The organism is Pseudomonas sp. CFSAN084952 (assembly GCF_009648855.1).
GTDB lineage: Bacteria > Pseudomonadota > Gammaproteobacteria > Pseudomonadales > Pseudomonadaceae > Aquipseudomonas > Aquipseudomonas paracarnis.
In genome coordinates this window covers 2,817,136-2,833,486 of the sequence record NZ_CP045767.1, presented here as the reverse complement: position 1 = coordinate 2,833,486, position 16,351 = coordinate 2,817,136, and the positions used below count along the sequence as shown (strand labels likewise).

Genomic DNA, 16,351 nt, shown 5'->3' with positions numbered 1-16,351 from the left:
TTGTGTTGGGATGTCGGAAAACTGCATTTTTAATTGGGTTATTCTCTGAAGTCGGCAGACCCGTATTCTCGGGTCTTTGAACCTGTGATTTGCTGTATCACGGTTGACTTCGCATGAGGTCCGCCGTTGAGGTTTGTACTAGCCTTACGAGTTCTCTTCAGTTTTTTAATGACTCTGTATCGTGTCGTAACGGCCATTTTTTTGTGCTGCTCGCTTTGTCGACAGTGCTTTTTTTGATGTGGGGGCGTTTCCTTGGCAGTCAGTAATCTGGATATGCACGCGTTATTCGTGCTGGGTGATTTGCGCGCTAAGTTGGTCAAGCAGTTTCAATCCCGGTTTGTCTACGTCACTGAACAGACGCCGGAAGGTATTTATATCGCCGAAATCGATACCGAAGCGGCGCTGGTCGTGGATGACAAGCCACGTCTGGAACTCAAAGTGGGTGACCATTTTCGCGCGGCGGTGTTGCCCAGCCGTGAAGGTGGAAAGTTCGAATTGAGGTTTCGCGATATCAAGTTGACTGTGTACGGCATCGGCGACTATGCCTTTGTGTCGTCGAACGAAGGCCAGGGTATCGTGTTCAAGGAAGGCCACAGCGTGATGCTGGTATTCGCTGCCCACGATCAATTGCAAGAAGGGTTGACCAAAACCCTGAAAGCCGTGACGGGCAAAGCCGCCAAATGGCGCAAGGGTGAGCTGGTGACCTTCAAGGCCAGCGAGTAGGCGCTGAACATGTTGTGCCTCTTTGTCTTTTGGAACCTCTACTACAGTTGAGTTGACTTAACTATTCAGAGGCTTCGCGCATTTGCAGCAAAGCCGTTCGCCATGACTGCGAAAACGCGAGGTGCAAAGGCATGAAAGGATTGAAGTCACTGCTGGCGATGGGCCTGACGACCCTGAGTCTGTCATTGCCGGTATCGGCCGCCCAGGCGCCGGTGCATTTTGCCGACCTGAACTGGGAAAGCGGCAGCCTGATCACAGAAGTACTGCGTTTTATCGTCGAGAAGGGCTATGACCTGCCCACCGACACGTTGCCTGGCACCACCATCACCCTGGAAACCGCCCTGGCCAAGAATGATATCCAGGTGATCGGCGAGGAGTGGGCAGGCCGCAGCCCTGTGTGGGTCAAGGCGCAAGCCGAAGGCAAGGTGGCGGGCCTGGGCGATATCGTCAAAGGCGCTACCGAAGGCTGGTGGGTGCCGGAATACGTGGTCAAGGGTGACCCCTCTAAAGGACTCAAGCCCCTGGCACCAGATTTGAAAAGCGTACAGGACCTGGCGCGCTACAAGGACGTGTTCAAAGACCCGGAGTCCCCAGGCAAGGGGCGCTTTCTCAACAGCCCCATCGGCTGGACCTCCGAGGTGGTCAACAAACAGAAGCTCAAGGCTTATGGGCTGGACGACAGCTACGTGAACTTCCGCAGCGGGTCGGGCGCGGCGCTGGATGCGGAGATTGCCTCGTCGATTCGCCGGGGCAAGCCCGTGCTGTTCTATTACTGGTCGCCGACCCCGTTGATGGGGCGCTATAAATTGATCCAGCTGGAAGAACCGCCATTTGATGCAGATGCGTGGAAGACCCTGACTGACGCCGACAACCCGAACCCGAAGCCGACACGCTCATTGGCTTCCAAGCTGAGCATTGGCGTGTCGACGCCGTTCCAGCAGGAACATCCACAGATTGCCCAGTTCTTCGAGAAGGTCGAGTTTCCCATCGAGCCGCTTAACAAAGCCTTGGCGACGATGAGCGAGCACCACACGCCGCCTCGGGAGGTGGCCCAGGCGTTTCTCAAGGAACATCCGCAGGTATGGAAGGCCTGGTTGACGGAAGATGTGGCGCAGAAGATCGAGGCGAGCCTCCAGTAACCGGCGGTCTTTGTATCGAGCGAAGATCAAGATGTGGGAGCTGGCTTGCCTGCGATGACTGAGTGTCAGACAACATATTTTTATGCTGACCCACCGCTATCGCAGGCAAGCCAGCTCCCACATTCAATTGCATTTCAAGTCAACGGTCGTTGCAGCGTTAGAACTTGGTGTGTACGGCCAGCTCAAAGGTCCTCGGTGATCCCAGATAGTACGCCGGCGACACATGAGCAAACTCTGCGTACACCTCGTTAGTCAGGTTACGCACGCGCCCGGTTACCGAGGTGTTCGCATCCAGCTTATAGCGCAGGAAGGTGCCGAACAGCGTATAGGCCGGTACGGTCTGGGTATTGGCATTGTCCGCGTACACCTGGGCGACATACCGCGCATCCACCCCACCTTGCCAATCTTCGGCAAAATCGTAGGTCAGCCATAGGTTACCCACGCGCTTGGGCACGTTGGTCGGCGTATTGCCCTTACGCGACACCACCTCGCCGCTGGCGGTTTTTTCGTTGAACTCATCGTACTGCGCGTCCACCCAGGCGAAGTTGCCTTCGGCCAATAGCCTCGGCGTGATGTGCAACGAGCTGGCCAGTTCGATGCCCTTGGACGACTGCGCGCCCACCGGGATGCTGTTGGTCGGGTCCAGCGGGTCGGTGACGGCAAAGTCCTTGCGTTCGATCTTGTAGGCGGCGACCGTGGCGGAGCCCCGACCTTGCAGGTAATCGAACTTGCTGCCGATTTCCCATTGCTTGCCCGTGGACACGTCGAACACCTGGGTGGTGGTATTGGGCTGTTCGACGGCGGTGCTGTATTGCACATAGACGTTGGCGGACGGGATGAACTGATAGGTCAGGCCCACCCGGCCCGTTACCGGCTCCCAACTGCGCTTGAAGTGCCGCGGGTTGGTGGCGGTGAGGGTGCGGTGGTTGGTCACGTCCAGGTCGATGGCGTCATAGCGCAGGCCGGTCAGCAGCGAGAGCTTATCCGTCAGTCCCAGACGGTTTTCCACGAACAGTGCCTTGGTGGTTACTTGGTTGGTCTTGTCCTTGACGAAACCTGGCTGGGTACCGGGAATATCATAAAAGTGCCCTGGGTCGTAGTGGTTCGGGTCCACGGTACTTTTGCCCGGCACGTTCAAGGGGCTGTTGGTGGTGCTGTTGACCTTGTACTCAAAACCGCCCGACCAGGTGGTAGCAAGGCCGAACACGCTCGTGTCATGGCGCAGTTCGAACTGGTTGCCGTTCTGCTCGCCCTGATGCCGCACCTGATAGGCCGTCGAGCGGTTCACCGCGCTGTTGTCGGCGTTGTACTGATAGGTCTCCAGGTTGCGGTAGTCGCGCTGGCTGTCGAGGTGGTAGAGGGTATTTTTCAGTGTGGTGCTGTCGTTGATCCGGTAGTCGATGATCGAGCGTGCCCAGATCGTACGTTGCTCATAACGGCCGTCGGCAACGTTGTAGTTATTGAAGCGGTTGTGCTTGTCGATCTTCAGTTCACCGGCCTTGGGGTTGAGCACCGGCGTACCCCAATACGGGCTGTCTTCATGTTCGTCCTGATATTCCAGGGCCAGGGTGTGGGACAGGTTGGGGGTGAGGTCGCTGAGCAGGGAAAACGCCACGCTCCAGGCATCGCGCTGGTCGCGGTCGATGTAGCTATGGTGGGTGTTGCGGCTCACATCCAGGCGGGCGTAATGCTGCACCTCGGCACCGGGTTCGGTCAGCGCATGGTTGAGGCCGAACGCCAGACCGGCGGTGTCGTAGCTGCCATAGCTCAGTTGGCCTTCGATGGCCTGTTCCTCGCGGTTTGCCAGCTTGGTCACGTAGTTCAGCGAGCCACCCACTGAGCCTGCGCCGTTGATCAAGGAGGAGGGGCCGCCTACCAGTTCGACGCGGTCATAGATCCACGCATCCACCGGCCGCGCCAGGCCCGTGGCGACATTGATGCCGTTGAACATCTGGGTGATCTGGCTACTGGTAAACCCTCGGTACGAGACAAAACCGCCAAAACCGGGCGGGGCGCTGGCGTTGACACCGGGAAGGGTATTGGCCGCATCGCGGAAGGTCTTGGCGCCGTGGCGCTCGATATCGTTGCGGTTGGCGATGGCCACTGACGCCGGGGTTTCCCGCACGCTCAGGCCCAGGCGCGAGGCCATGCCGCTGGATTGGTCCAGGGCCAGCCCAGGCTCGGCACTTTGCTCGCCGTCAATGGTGGTCGGGGCCAACTCAAGGGCCGAGGCGCAAACAGGCAGGCAGCCGAACAGGCCCGCCAGCAGGGGTAAATGTTTCATGGTTGGAATCCTGAAAACTTGGCTCGAAAACAACGCACTGCTACCCGTACTCCTGACGGAAACGGGGCGATGCAGATCAGTAAGCGCAGGGATCAGGCAAGGGCAGGTGGCGCGCGCGGATTAGCCGCAGGCCAGGTAAAGCGGGCAGGGATGTCAGCGGCAAGCACCACCGCAGCAGGCGGTGCATGGGGTTGCGGCAGGACCGCCACATTCAGGTGGGAGTTGAGCGCCGGGCCCATGCCGCCGGTAGAACACAGCGGGCAACCAAACGCCTTCGACAGCGTTGGCAGGTTCTCGTCCGTCGAGTTGCTGGGCAGCGGCGCCTGGGTACGTGGGTCGACCGTACAGAACTGGCCGCTGATGCCGTTGAGCTGCATCCCCACCCTTTGCCCATGACCAATACTGCAGGCGAACACATTGAACAGGACGCAGCAGTAGAGCATCCAGGCAATGAGTGAACGGTCGGCACGGGCAAGTTTCATGGGGCGGCACTTTATCATCAGCGACCGACGAAATGCCTGCAAAAAAACTCAGGGCGGCTATCCTCATTCGCACATTTTTGTGGAGCGCCGACCATGAGCTTTGTGATTGCGCGGTGGATCGTCGGGGTATTTACCTTCATCAGCATGGTGCATCTGTATTGGGCTGCGGGTGGCAAGCTCGGCAGCCTGGCCGCTATCCCGCAACTGCCCGGAGAGTTTGCCAGCGGGCCCAGGCCGGCGTTCAAACCGTCGGCGCTGGGCACTTTTCTGGTGGCGATGGGGCTGGTGGCGATTGCCTTGCTTGTGTGCCTGCGCGCCGGGCTGTATTTCTCGCCGGTGTCCCATGGGGCGTTGCAGTGGGGCATCAGCGCGATTGCCGTGCTGATGTTTGCCCGAGCGATAGGGGATTCGGAGCTGGTGGGGTTCTTCAAGAAGGTCGGCGGGTCGCGGTTCGCTCGTCTGGACACCTACTTCTATTCGCCGTTGTGCCTGGTGTTGGGCGCCGGCTTGCTGGTAGTCGCCTGGACCTGAGCCTGAGCCCACAGATACCAGGCTGACACCGCGCAATCCAAAGGTGGGAGCTGGCTTGCCTGCGATGCAGGCACCTCGGTCTATCAACCAAACCGGGTCGATCCCTTCGCAGGCAAGCCAGCTCCCACCTTCAGCCGCGTTCGACAGGTAACCCCGAGCGCCACCAAGCCACGCTGGCCGCCATTTGATTCACCTCCAAGTATTTCCCAGACAAAACACACCCCCGGTTTTATAGCGCTTGACCTTCCCAGTATGGCAAGCCGGATAAAAACCCACGTGTCTGTTTGTCTTGAAAATTCCAAGGAGGGTGAACGATGTACACCAAACCAGTCAGCCTGATCACCGGGGTGTTGGCCGTAGCGTTGACGCTGGGCGGATGCTCAGACAATTCACCGCCAGCCGCGGCCGCCAAGCCCCCTGGCGTGCCGGTAGCCCAGGTGGTGGCGCGTGCGGTGACGCCGTTTGTGGAGTACACCGGTTCGTTGACTGCCATCGACCAGGTTCAATTACGCCCGCGAGTCAGTGGCTATCTGCAAAGTGTCAGCGTGCCTGAAGGGCAGTTCGTGGCCAAGGGCAGTCCATTGTTTGTGATCGATCCGCGTATGTTCCAGGCGGCAGTGAACGCAGCCAAGGCACGTCTGCGCGAGGCCGAGGCCAATGCGTTGCTGGCCCAGGCCGAGCATGGCCGTGCCGAGCAGTTATATGCCAAGAAGGTGGTGGCACGTGATCGTCTCGACACCGCCGTTGCTTCGTTGAACGCCGGCAGAGCGCAGGTGGAGGCCGCCAGGGCTGCGCTGGATACGGCCCAACTGGACCTGAGTTACACCCGCGTCACCGCACCTATCAGCGGGCGTATCGACCGCGCCCTGGTGACGGAAGGCAACTATGTCACCCGTGGGGAAACAGCGCTGACCACGATTGTTTCCATCGACCCCTTGCATGTGTATTTCGATGTGGATGAACGCACCTACCTGCATTCGTTAGCAGCGACGCGGCAACACGCCGGGGCCAAGGGCGAACAAGCCGCCAAGGTCATGGTGGCGATGCTCAACGACACCACCTATGCACGGGCCGGTCGCGTGGATTTTCTGGCCAACTCGGCTGACCGCAAGACCGGCACGGTGCGCGTGCGTGCGGTGGTGGAAAACCCGGATGGGCGCTTGACGCCGGGGCTGTTCGCCAAGGTCAAGCTGGACACCGGCGCGGCGCAACCCCGGGTGTTGATTGCCGACCATTCCATCGGCACCGACCAGGGCCGTCGCTATGTGCTGGTAGTCGGTGAAGGTGATAAAACCGAATACCGCCCGGTGGAACTGGGCCCAGTGGTCGACGGCCTGCGGATCATCGAACAGGGGCTGCAACCGGGCGAGCGCATTGTCGTCAAAGGGCTGGTGCGCCCCGGCATGCAGGTGACACCGCTGGCCGCCAGCATCGAGGGCAAGCCGCTTGAGGCGCCGCTGGCGGTGGGGGGCGTGCAATGAGCTTCCCACGCTTTTTCATTGACCGACCGATCTTCGCCATTGTCCTCTCGGTGTTGATGATGATCGGCGGCATCGTGGCCTTCTTCCATTTGCCGTTGAGCGAATACCCGGCCGTCACGCCGCCCACGGTGCAAGTGACCGCGTCGTATCCGGGGGCCAACCCGCAGGTGATTGCCGAGACGGTGGCAGCGCCGCTGGAACAGGTGATCACCGGGGTGGAAGGCATGCTTTACATGACCTCGCAGTCGGCCACTGATGGCCGCATGATCCTGACCGCGACCTTCGCCCAGGGCACCAACGCGGACATGGCGCAGATCCAGGTGCAGAACCGTGTTTCGCGAGCTTTGCCGCGCTTGCCCGAAGAGGTGCAGCGCCTGGGCGTGGTCACGCAGAAGACCTCGCCGGACATCCTCATGGTGGTCCACCTGCTGTCCCCCGACCAACGTTATGATCCGCTCTATATCTCCAACTATGCCTACCTCCAGGTGCGCGATGAGCTGTCACGCCTGCCGGGGATCAACGATGTGCTGGTGTGGGGCGCGGGTGAATACAGCATGCGCCTGTGGCTCGACCCGGACCTGATCGCCGCCCGAGGCTTGACCGCCGGTGATGTGATTGCTGCCGTGCGCGAGCAGAACGTGCAAGTGGCCGCCGGCTCGGTCGGCCAGGCGCCGGACTCTACTGCGGCGTTCCAAGTCACGGTCAATACCCTCGGGCGCCTGACGGACGAAGAGCAGTTCGGCGATATCATCATCCGCACCGGCGATAACGGCCAGGTCACGCGCCTGCGTGATGTTGCCCGTATCGAGATGGGCGCCGATGCCTACGCGCTGCGCAGCCTGTTGGACGGCGAGCCGGCGGTGGCCTTGCAGATCATCCAGAGCCCAGGGGCCAATGCCCTCGATGTGGCGCAGTCGGTGCGCGAGACCATGCAGCGTCTGCAAACCAACTTCCCCGAGGGGCTGGTGTCGCGGATTGCCTATGACCCCACCGTGTTTGTGCGCGCTTCGCTGGAGTCGGTGGCCATCACGCTGATGGAAGCGATCCTGCTGGTGGTGATCGTGGTGGTGGTGTTCCTGCGCAACTGGCGTGCGTCGCTGATTCCTTTGATGGCCGTGCCGGTGTCGATCATTGGCACCTTTGCGGTCATGCACCTGATGGGCTTTTCCCTCAATACCTTGTCGCTGTTTGGCCTGGTGCTGTCGATTGGCATCGTGGTCGACGATGCAATCGTGGTGGTGGAGAACGTCGAGCGGCATATCGAGAACGGCGAGGAGCCGATGCAGGCTGCGCGACGGGCGATGGGCGAGGTCACCGGCCCTATCATTGCGATCACCTCGGTGCTGGCGGCCGTGTTCATTCCCACCGCGTTTCTCAGTGGCCTGCAAGGCGAGTTCTATCGGCAATTTGCGCTGACCATCGCGATTTCCACTATCCTCTCGGCGGTCAACTCGTTGACCCTCAGCCCGGCGCTGGCTGGCCTGTTGCTGCGGCCACGGCATGCGGCCTTGGTGCATGACCCGCGCAGCCTGCGTGGTCGCGCCACGCGGCTGCTTGAGGTGCTGGGCCGGCCGTTTCAGCGAGCGCCACAAGCCTATGGCAATACCGTGCGCAAGGTCGTCGGCCGTCGCGGCGTGGCGCTGTTGGCCTACGGCGGTTTGCTCGCGTTGACCTGGTTCGGCTTCAACGCGGTACCGGCCGGCTTCGTGCCGATGCAAGACAAATACTACCTGGTCGGCATCGCCCAACTGCCGAACGCGGCCTCGTTGGAGCGTACCGATGCGGTGGTGCGACAAATGTCGAAAATCGCCCTGGATGAGCCGGGGGTCGAGAGCGTCGTGGCGTTCCCGGGGCTGTCGGTCAACGGCTTCGTCAACGTCCCGAATGCGGCGGTGATGTTTGTGATGCTTGATCCGTTCAAAGAGCGCACCTCGCCGGATATGGCGGCGGTCGCCATCGCCGGGCGTCTGCAAGCCAAGTTTGCGAGCATCCCCGACGGCTTCCTCGGCGTGTTCCCGCCGCCACCGGTGCCGGGGCTCGGGGTGACCGGGGGCTTCAAGCTGCAGGTCGAGGACCGTGGCGGCGTCGGGCTGGAGGCGCTGGTGCAGCAGACCCAGGTCCTGATGACCAAAGCCACTGAGTCAGGCCAAGTGGCCGGGCTGATGACCAGCCTGGACGTCAACGCGCCGCAACTGAATGTCGACATCGACCGCACCCAGGTCAAGAGCCAGGGCGTGCGCCTGGCGGATGTGTTCGAGTCGCTGCAGGTCTATCTGGGGTCGCTGTACGTCAATGACTTCAACCGGTTTGGCCGCACCTACAAAGTCACGGCCCAGGCCGATGCGGACCATCGCATGCAAGCCGAAGCCATCGGCCGTCTGCAGGTGCGCAATGCCGTCGGGGACATGCTGCCGTTATCAGCGTTTGTCACGGTCACGCCGAGCTCCGGGCCTGACCGGGTGATCCACTACAACGGCTATCCCTCGGCGGATATCTCTGGCGGCGCGATGCCTGGGGTCAGCTCAGGGCAGGCGGTTGCGCTCATGGAACGCCTGGCCCAGGAGGTACTGCCCGAGGGCGTGACCTATGAATGGACGGACCTGACCTACCAGCAAAAGCTCGCTGGGTCATCGGCCCTGTTTATTTTCCCGCTGTGTGTGTTGCTGGCGTATCTGATCCTCGCCGCGCAGTACAACAGTTGGCTGCTGCCGTTGGCGGTGTTGCTGATCGTGCCCATGTGCCTGCTCAGCGCAATCCTCGGCGTGTGGCTGGTGGAGGGCGACAACAACGTGTTCGTGCAGATCGGGTTGGTGGTGCTGGTGGGCTTGGCGGCGAAGAACGCCATCCTGATCGTCGAGTTTGCCCGCAGCCTCGAAGCCGAAGGCGCCAGCCCATTGGAAGCGGTGATCCACGCCTGTCAATTGCGCCTGCGCCCGATCCTGATGACGTCCCTGGCGTTTATCGCCGGCGTAGTCCCGCTGGTATTTGCCAGTGGGGCAGGCGCCGAGATGCGCCATGCCATGGGGGTTGCGGTGTTTGCCGGGATGTTGGGCGTGACGCTGTTCGGTCTGTTCCTGACGCCCGTGTTCTATGTGGTGATGCGCAGCCTGGCGCTGCGCGTGCAGCGCCAGGGGGCGAGTCCGAAGGTGCAGCTAAAGGAGAGCGCATCATGAAACAGGCGTATCCAGCTTTTCTGTTGTCGTTGACCCTGCTGGCCGGTTGCGGCTCGGTTGGGCCTGATTACTCCGCGCCGGTGCTGCCTGCTGCGCAGCGGGCGACGAGCTTCGGCGCGCCCATCGCCGGGCTTGGTCCGGGTGAGGTAGAGGTGCAGTGGTGGCAAGTGTTCGACGAGCCGGCACTGAGCCAATTGATCCAACAGGCACTGGCGGCCAACCACGACATCGGCATCGCTGCCGCGCGCCTGGACGAAGCCAAGGCGTTGCTGCGCGAAAGCCGCCAAGGCTTCCTGCCCAGCGGCGGCGCTGCCCTGGGCTACGAGCACCGCCAGCGTAGCGAGGTCGAGACTCCCTTCGGCGAGCAGCGCTCTATTGAAACCACCCGCGCGGCGGTGGATGCAGCCTGGGAAATCGACTTGTTTGGGCGCGTGCGTCGCTCGGTGGAGGCGGCCCAGGCCCAGGCGGGGTCGCGTCAGGCATTGCTGCGCAGCGTGCAAGCGAGCGTCGCGGCGACGGTCGCGGCAACCTGGTTCGAGTTACAAGGGATCGAAGCCGAACAGGCGGTGGTCGCGGATATCAGTCAGAGCCAGCGCGACAGCCTGGGCCTGGTGGGGCAGATGGTCAGCGTCGGCGCCGCCACCGAATTCGACCGGCTGCGGGCCGAGGCCTTGTTGCGCAATGTCGAGGCGGTAGCGCCTGACCTGGAGCGACGTCGCGCCAAGTCAACCAACGCGCTGGCGGTGCTGCTGGGGCAAGCGCCCCAGGGGTTCAAGCCACCGCTGGCCCGGCCTGGGCGTGAAACCTTGAACCTGCGCACGTTGCAGGTGGGAGACCCGGCCGGCCTGCTGGCGCGTCGCGCCGATATTGCCGCGGCCGAACGCACGCTGGCGGCTGCGACCGCGCAGATTGGTGTGGAAACCGCTGGCTTGTATCCGGACATCCAGGTGCAGGGTTCCATCGGTTTACTGGCCGGAAGTCTCAGCGCCCTGGGCGATGCGGGCATGCAGTCGAACTTTATCGCGCCGGTGATTCGCTGGTCGTTGCTGGACACCGGGCGCGTACGAGCGCGGATTGCCGCCAGCGAGGCACGCACCCAGGCGGCATTGATCGCTTATGACCAGACCGTGTTGCGAGCCCTGCAGGAAACCGATGATGCGTTCCAGGCCAACCGTACAGCCGGTAATGCCCTGGGCTTGCGGCTGCTGGAAGCGGCGGCCAATCGTGAGGCAGCCAGCTTCGCGCGTGAGCGGTTTGCGCAAGGTGAAGGGGTGTACCTGGATGTGCTTGAGGCCGAACGCGCGGACTTCACCAGCCGCCGGGCATTGACGGCGGCGCGCACGGAACAGCGCTTGGCGGTGGTGGGGATCTATAAGGCGCTGGGTGGTGGGTGGGAGATCTGTGAGAGGGCGGGGCAGGCGTGCAAGGGGGCCACGGTGTTGCGCTAACGTGGACCTGTGGGCGCTGGCTTGCCTGCGAAGGCGGCCCGCCAGCCGACGCCTATCTACCCGACACCCCAACGATCCAACTGTGGGAGCTGGCTTGCCTGCGATAGCGGCCTGACAGTCGATACAGTTATACCGAGTACATATCCATTCCTGCGGTAACGGCCACTTAGGGTTCCGCTTTTACAGCGGCTCACTTTTGAAAAGCCGGAATGCCGGCCCAGACAAAAGTAAGCAAAACGCTCTTGCCCCACCACTCGGCACCTCGCCCAGGCTCGGTGTGCCCGTAATCCGCCAGTGATTTGGGGGCCGCCGCCACGCGCCATCCATGGCGCGGGGCGGCTAAACCGGCATCCCTGCCGGTTTACCCCCCAAATCCCTGTCGAATTACGGCCAGCGTGGTTTAACGGGGCGCCTAAGATCAAGATCAAGAGCGGCTCGCTTCGCATCGTGGTTACCGTCTACCGTTACAGCGTTGTGCAAATACTCATCCTCGCCTCAGGCAAACAGGCCAAGATTTCGCGCCTCGACAGCTCTGCGTCCGTCATACTGGCAAGCATGACTTTCGACTCGCCTCTCGCCGCTTATCAACATGCAATCGCCCAACCAGGTTTCGTCGCCGACGATGCCCAGCGCCGGGCGGTACAAGCCTTGCAAGCCTGTCACGAGGCCTTGCATCAAGGGCGTTCGTCGATTGCCGGCGTTTACCTCTGGGGGCCGGTGGGGCGTGGCAAGACCTGGTTGATGGACCAGTTCTACCAAAGCCTGCACGTGCCTGCGCGGCGTCAGCATTTTCACCACTTCATGGCCTGGGTCCACCAGCGTTTATTCCAGCTCACGGGCACCCAGGACCCCTTGCAGGCGTTGGCCAGGGAGCTGAGCCAGGCGGTGCGTGTGCTGTGCTTCGATGAGCTGTTTGTGAATGACATCGGGGACGCGATCATTCTCGGTCGCCTGTTCCAGGTGATGTTCGAGGAGGGTGTGGTGATGGTGTGCACGTCCAACCAGCCGCCCGACCAGCTGTATGCCGATGGCTTCAACCGTGAGCGTTTCCTGCCGGGCATCGATGCGCTCAAGCAGCATATGCAGGTGGTGGCCGTGGACGGTGGCGAGGATCATCGCTTGCATCCCGGCGTGGGCATGCAGCGTTATTGGGTGAATCAACCCGAGGCACTGGCGGCGGTGTTCCGACAATTGAGCCAAGGCCAAGCCGTGAACAGTGTGGCGGTAAGCGTAGGGCACCGCACCATCATGACGGTGCAGGCCAGTGATACCGTGCTTTGGTGTCGCTATGCCGACCTGTGTGAGCAACCCCTGGCCGCCATGGATTTCATGCTGGTGTGTGATCGCTTCCACGCCATTCTGCTGGGAGACGTCCCTAACCTCAGTGCACAAATACGCCCGGGTCGAATTGCCCGTGGCACCGAAGATGGCGCCGAGCGCGTGGTGGCCGGGGATCGAGAGTTGCCGCAGTTGTCGGTGCACGATGACAGCGTGCGACGTTTTATCGCGTTAGTGGACGAATGCTACGACCGCAAAGTGCCACTCTTTATCGACGCCGCGGTGCCGTTGCACAGCCTGTACACCGAAGGCTACCTGGAGTTTCCTTTCCGCCGCACCCTGAGCCGTCTGCAAGAGATGCAGCTGCAACGCTTCGCCACATAGGAAAAATCGCTGTACCAAAGCTCATTGCACGCTTTGATGCGCGCAACCTTCGCACTTTCTGTCAGCTATTTGTCGCTTATCTCCTTCATCTACTGCCGACTCCACGCTTACAATCGCACCTCTCAAAGGGAACCGATTCCCTGGTTGTCGCTATCGAGGAAGGACATGGACACCCCAGACATCCTGGTGCTGCAAGCCAGCTATACCAACGCCGTGCACGCCGACGCCATTGGCCTGCTGCTCAACTCTTACGCTGAAGACCCGATGGGCGGCGGCCACAGCCTGCCAGCCGATCTCTTGCAGCAACTGCCAGCCGAACTGGCCAAGCGCCCACACGCGTTCAGTGTGCTGGCGTTCGTCGGGGGGGAGCCAGCGGGGTTGGTCAATTGCTTCGAAGGCTTTTCGACCTTCGCCTGCCGGCCCTTGGTCAACGTCCACGACGTGATGGTGAAGGAGCAATTTCGGGGTTTGGGGTTGAGTCAGAAGATGCTGCAAAAGGTCGAGGAAATCGCCCGGCAGCGCGGTTGCTGCAAGATCACCCTCGAAGTGCTGGAAGGTAATGCCCTGGCGCAGTCGGCATACCGCAAGTTCGGGTTTGACGACTCAGTGTTTGATCCCGCCCATGGGCGAATGCTGTTCTGGCATAAGCCGTTGTAATAAATAACCGGCAAAAAAAGGGCGCCATTAAAGGGCGCCCAATAAACCTTTGCCAACGGAGCAGAATGGCGCAGGGTGCTACGGATTAAGTAAGCATTAACTCAGCTGTTCGGTTGTGCCTGATCAACAGTCTCAGACTTAACCGATTTGCCATCGGCGCTGGCAACTTGTTGCTCAGCCTTGCCGTGGGTTTTTTCCTGAATGAAGCTGAAGTTGTTGTAGAACTCCTTGGAGCGCTCTGCGCCGCCCTCTGCAAAGGCGGCGGCGGAGGTCAGGGTCATCAGGCTGGCCAGTATCAAGGTCGACATTTTCATCGCGGTATTCCCATTAAAAGTGATAGGTGTCCGGTCGCTCCGTGATCAGATCATGGAGCGACTATGGCGCTATCTTATTAAGTGGGAATTAACGGGAGATGCCGTTGAAGTTAACAGTTTTGTTAACTTCAACGGGCGGGGCTATAACTTCCAATCCAATGCCAGCGTGACGGAACGCGGCTCACCCCAATACACGCCGTTATAAAAACCAACGCGCTCGTAGTATTTCTTATCAAAGAGGTTATTCACATTGACCGACGCCGAAACCTGTTCGTCGAACTGGTAGCGCGACATCAGGTTGACCACGGTATAGCCCTGTTGCGTGATCTTCGCCCGGGTGGTTATCGGCCGGCCTTCGCCGTTGCGCTGCCCGGTCGGGCGGTTGCTGAAGTCGTAGGTTTCGCTCTGCCAGTTCACGGCGCCGCCCACCGTCAGGTTGCGCCAGGCGCCCGGAAGGCGATAGGCGCTGGAGATCTTCACCAGGTTCAAGGGTTGGCTGGTGTTATTGCGTTTGTCCGAGCCATTGACTGAATGGGTGTAGGTGTAGCCGGCGGTCAGGTTCCAGTCCGGCGTGATTTCACCGGCGGCTTCCAACTCGAAGCCGTTGACCTTGTTACCTTTGCCGCCGGATCTGTAGTACTCCTCGCCCGTGACCGGGTTGGGCGGGACTGAGTCATCCCGCTCGGCGACGTTGTCCTGGGTACTCCAGAAGTACGCGGCGGCCAGGTTCAAGCGCTCGTTCAGCACGCTGCCCTTGAGGCCCACTTCGTAGTTACTGCCGACCACGGGCTCCAGGTACTTCTTGTTGGCATCACGGTAGTCCTGGGGTTTGAAGATGTCGGTATAGCTGGCGTAGACGGTGTACTGCGGCGTGATGTCGTAGAGCAGGCCGGCGTATGGCGTCCACATATCATTGTGGGTCTGACTGGTTTTGCCCGAAGCGGTCAGTTGGTCGTTGGCATCGTATTTGGGCTCTGCGCTTTCCAGCTCCCAACTGCCGTAACGGCTGCCCAGTACGGCGTGCAAGCGGTCTGTGAGGCTCAGCCTTGTGGCCAGGTAACCGGCTTTCTGTTGTTTCTTGCTGTGCTCACCCTTCAGGTCGGTCACCTGGTCGGTGAACTTGCCGATGCCGCCCATGTGCTTCCAGTCCTGGATGGGGTAGTAGCTGGCTGGCAGGTCGCTGCGCATGAAGGGCGAGACATCCCGTTGGGCGGCTTCGCCATAGCCCATCATCAGCGCGTGTTCGCGGCCCAGCAGCGTGTAGCTGCCGGCCAGGTTGAGGTCGATGGCCTCCATGCGCGAGGTGCCGCGCATATGGCTGGCCCAGGCCGTCATGCCGCTGCGGTCGGGGTTGGGGAAACCGGCGCCGCCGTAATACACCTTGCCATCGGTGTCGCTCTGGCGATGGGTATAGGCGGCCTTCAGGTGCCAGTCGCCGCCGAGCCGATGGTCGAGGGTGGCGAAGGTGGTCTTGTCGGTCAGCGGCCAGGAACTCCAGTGCGCCGCCATGTTGGTGGAGCGGGGCAGCCTGGCCTTGCCGCCCTGGCTGTTCCAGTAGGGCACGGTGCCCCAGGAGGTGCCTTGTACCTGTTTGTCCTGGTAATCAAAGCCGACGGCCAGCACGGTATCGTCGGAAAGATCGCCCTCGAGAATGCCGTAGCCCACTGCCCGCTGCAGCCCATAGTTGTCACGAAAGGACTGGCTGTCACGGTAAGCCAGCACGCTACGCCCGCGCAGTTTGCCGTCGAACGCCAGCGGGCCGCCGACGTCGACGTAGCTGTAGTAGTTGTCATGGCTGGCGCCACTGATACCGGTCTTGGCCTGCCAGTGGGCGGTAGGGCGCTTGCGCACCATGTTTACGGTGGCCGAAGGGTCGCCTGCGCCCGTGGTCAGGCCCGTCGCGCCGCGCACTACTTCGATGCGGTCGTAGATGATGGTGTCGGCGTCGGTCTTCATGTAGCCGAAGGTGTTGAGCATCCCGTCAACCTGGAAGTTGCTGATGCCATAGCCTCGGGCGGAGTAGTAGACACGATCGGAGTCGTAATGCTGAACGTTGACGCCCGTGGTCTGGCGCAACACATCCGTCAGGGTGTTGAGATTGAAGTCGTCCATCTGCTGGCGTGTGACCACCGAGATCGATTGCGGGGTTTCCTTGACGGAGAGGTTCAGCCGCGTGGCGGTGTTCATCGAGCCAGTAGTGTAGGCGCCGGTGTGCTCGGTGGTGGCGCCCAGGCTGTCGGCGCTGATGGTGGTCGCGCCCAGTTCCAGGGCTTTGGCGGGGGCTGTATCGGGGTCGGTGTCGGCCAGCGAATCCGGGCTCAGCGCCAGGCTGAACAGGCCGAGGGTGAAGGTCATGGAACGGGTGAAGGGCGCGAACATCACTGCAGACTCCTTGTCGTCTTGGATACCTCCCCAGGCAGGGAGGGCTTGGTTCAAAGACGAAAGGAGCTGCGGAAC

General features: G+C 61.3%; 12 protein-coding genes. 8 read left to right on the top strand and 4 right to left on the bottom strand.

All coding sequences use genetic code 11. The annotated features are described in order from the left end of the window. Window positions 1-273 precede the first annotated feature (273 nt). Both GH769_RS12600 and GH769_RS12595 read left to right on the top strand, forming a co-directional pair. Entirely contained in the window at window positions 274-723 is a 450-nt protein-coding gene (locus GH769_RS12600) for a hypothetical protein (RefSeq protein WP_177480886.1), read from the top strand. Between the two features lie 131 nt (window positions 724-854). After that, on the top strand, window positions 855-1,862 hold the full coding sequence (locus GH769_RS12595; RefSeq protein WP_014718759.1) for an ABC transporter substrate-binding protein: 1,008 nt from the start codon (window positions 855-857) through the stop codon (window positions 1,860-1,862). Between the two features lie 157 nt (window positions 1,863-2,019). On the opposite strand, the gene GH769_RS12590 is transcribed toward GH769_RS12595, so the two are convergent. Next, window positions 2,020-4,146: a TonB-dependent siderophore receptor gene (locus GH769_RS12590; protein ID WP_032901665.1), complete on the bottom strand. Its 2,127-nt coding sequence runs from the start codon at window positions 4,144-4,146 to the stop codon at window positions 2,020-2,022. A 92-nt stretch (window positions 4,147-4,238) separates the two neighbouring features. After that, window positions 4,239-4,628: a DUF2946 domain-containing protein gene (locus GH769_RS12585; protein WP_014718757.1), complete on the bottom strand. Its 390-nt coding sequence runs from the start codon at window positions 4,626-4,628 to the stop codon at window positions 4,239-4,241. A gap of 93 nt (window positions 4,629-4,721) precedes the next feature. On the opposite strand from GH769_RS12585, the gene GH769_RS12580 reads away from it, so the two are divergent. The 6 genes from GH769_RS12580 (at window position 4,722) to GH769_RS12555 (ending at window position 13,580) form a co-directional block, all read left to right on the top strand. Next, a complete protein-coding gene (locus GH769_RS12580) occupies window positions 4,722-5,159 on the top strand; it encodes a DUF3995 domain-containing protein (protein WP_014718756.1) in 438 nt (145 codons plus the stop codon). 314 nt (window positions 5,160-5,473) lie between these two features. Continuing rightward, window positions 5,474-6,640: an efflux RND transporter periplasmic adaptor subunit gene (locus GH769_RS12575; protein WP_032901664.1), complete on the top strand. Its 1,167-nt coding sequence runs from the start codon at window positions 5,474-5,476 to the stop codon at window positions 6,638-6,640. After that, window positions 6,637-9,813, top strand: a complete 3,177-nt coding sequence (locus GH769_RS12570; RefSeq protein WP_032901663.1) for an efflux RND transporter permease subunit — start codon at window positions 6,637-6,639, stop codon at window positions 9,811-9,813. Before GH769_RS12575 ends, GH769_RS12570 begins: the two co-directional genes overlap by 4 nt. After that, entirely contained in the window at window positions 9,810-11,261 is a 1,452-nt protein-coding gene (locus GH769_RS12565) for an efflux transporter outer membrane subunit (RefSeq protein ID WP_032901662.1), read from the top strand. Before GH769_RS12570 ends, GH769_RS12565 begins: the two co-directional genes overlap by 4 nt. 555 nt (window positions 11,262-11,816) lie before the next feature. Further along, entirely contained in the window at window positions 11,817-12,923 is a 1,107-nt protein-coding gene (zapE, locus tag GH769_RS12560) for a cell division protein ZapE (RefSeq protein ID WP_032901681.1), read from the top strand. 165 nt (window positions 12,924-13,088) lie between these two features. After that, window positions 13,089-13,580, top strand: a complete 492-nt coding sequence (locus tag GH769_RS12555; RefSeq protein WP_014718751.1) for a GNAT family N-acetyltransferase — start codon at window positions 13,089-13,091, stop codon at window positions 13,578-13,580. 101 nt (window positions 13,581-13,681) lie between these two features. Here the strand turns inward: GH769_RS12555 and GH769_RS12550 are convergent, their stop codons facing one another. After that, window positions 13,682-13,894 carry a hypothetical protein gene (locus tag GH769_RS12550; RefSeq protein WP_014718750.1) on the bottom strand — a complete coding sequence of 71 codons (213 nt, stop codon included), beginning with the start codon at window positions 13,892-13,894 and terminating at the stop codon, window positions 13,682-13,684. Between the two features lie 141 nt (window positions 13,895-14,035). Continuing rightward, window positions 14,036-16,273, bottom strand: a complete 2,238-nt coding sequence (locus GH769_RS12545) for a TonB-dependent siderophore receptor (protein WP_032901661.1) — start codon at window positions 16,271-16,273, stop codon at window positions 14,036-14,038. Window positions 16,274-16,351 lie beyond the last annotated feature (78 nt).

What these genes read in the sequence shown, in the direction of transcription:
- GH769_RS12600 (WP_177480886.1), top strand. Translation starts at nt 274, where the DNA reads ATGCACGCGTTATTCGTGCTGGGTGATTTGCGCGCTAAGTTGGTCAAG.
- GH769_RS12595 (WP_014718759.1), top strand. Translation starts at nt 855, where the DNA reads ATGAAAGGATTGAAGTCACTGCTGGCGATGGGCCTGACGACCCTGAGT.
- GH769_RS12590 (WP_032901665.1), bottom strand. Translation starts at nt 4,146, where the DNA reads ATGAAACATTTACCCCTGCTGGCGGGCCTGTTCGGCTGCCTGCCTGTT.
- GH769_RS12585 (WP_014718757.1), bottom strand. Translation starts at nt 4,628, where the DNA reads ATGAAACTTGCCCGTGCCGACCGTTCACTCATTGCCTGGATGCTCTAC.
- GH769_RS12580 (WP_014718756.1), top strand. Translation starts at nt 4,722, where the DNA reads ATGAGCTTTGTGATTGCGCGGTGGATCGTCGGGGTATTTACCTTCATC.
- GH769_RS12575 (WP_032901664.1), top strand. Translation starts at nt 5,474, where the DNA reads ATGTACACCAAACCAGTCAGCCTGATCACCGGGGTGTTGGCCGTAGCG.
- GH769_RS12570 (WP_032901663.1), top strand. Translation starts at nt 6,637, where the DNA reads ATGAGCTTCCCACGCTTTTTCATTGACCGACCGATCTTCGCCATTGTC.
- GH769_RS12565 (WP_032901662.1), top strand. Translation starts at nt 9,810, where the DNA reads ATGAAACAGGCGTATCCAGCTTTTCTGTTGTCGTTGACCCTGCTGGCC.
- zapE (WP_032901681.1), top strand. Translation starts at nt 11,817, where the DNA reads ATGACTTTCGACTCGCCTCTCGCCGCTTATCAACATGCAATCGCCCAA.
- GH769_RS12555 (WP_014718751.1), top strand. Translation starts at nt 13,089, where the DNA reads ATGGACACCCCAGACATCCTGGTGCTGCAAGCCAGCTATACCAACGCC.
- GH769_RS12550 (WP_014718750.1), bottom strand. Translation starts at nt 13,894, where the DNA reads ATGAAAATGTCGACCTTGATACTGGCCAGCCTGATGACCCTGACCTCC.
- GH769_RS12545 (WP_032901661.1), bottom strand. Translation starts at nt 16,273, where the DNA reads ATGTTCGCGCCCTTCACCCGTTCCATGACCTTCACCCTCGGCCTGTTC.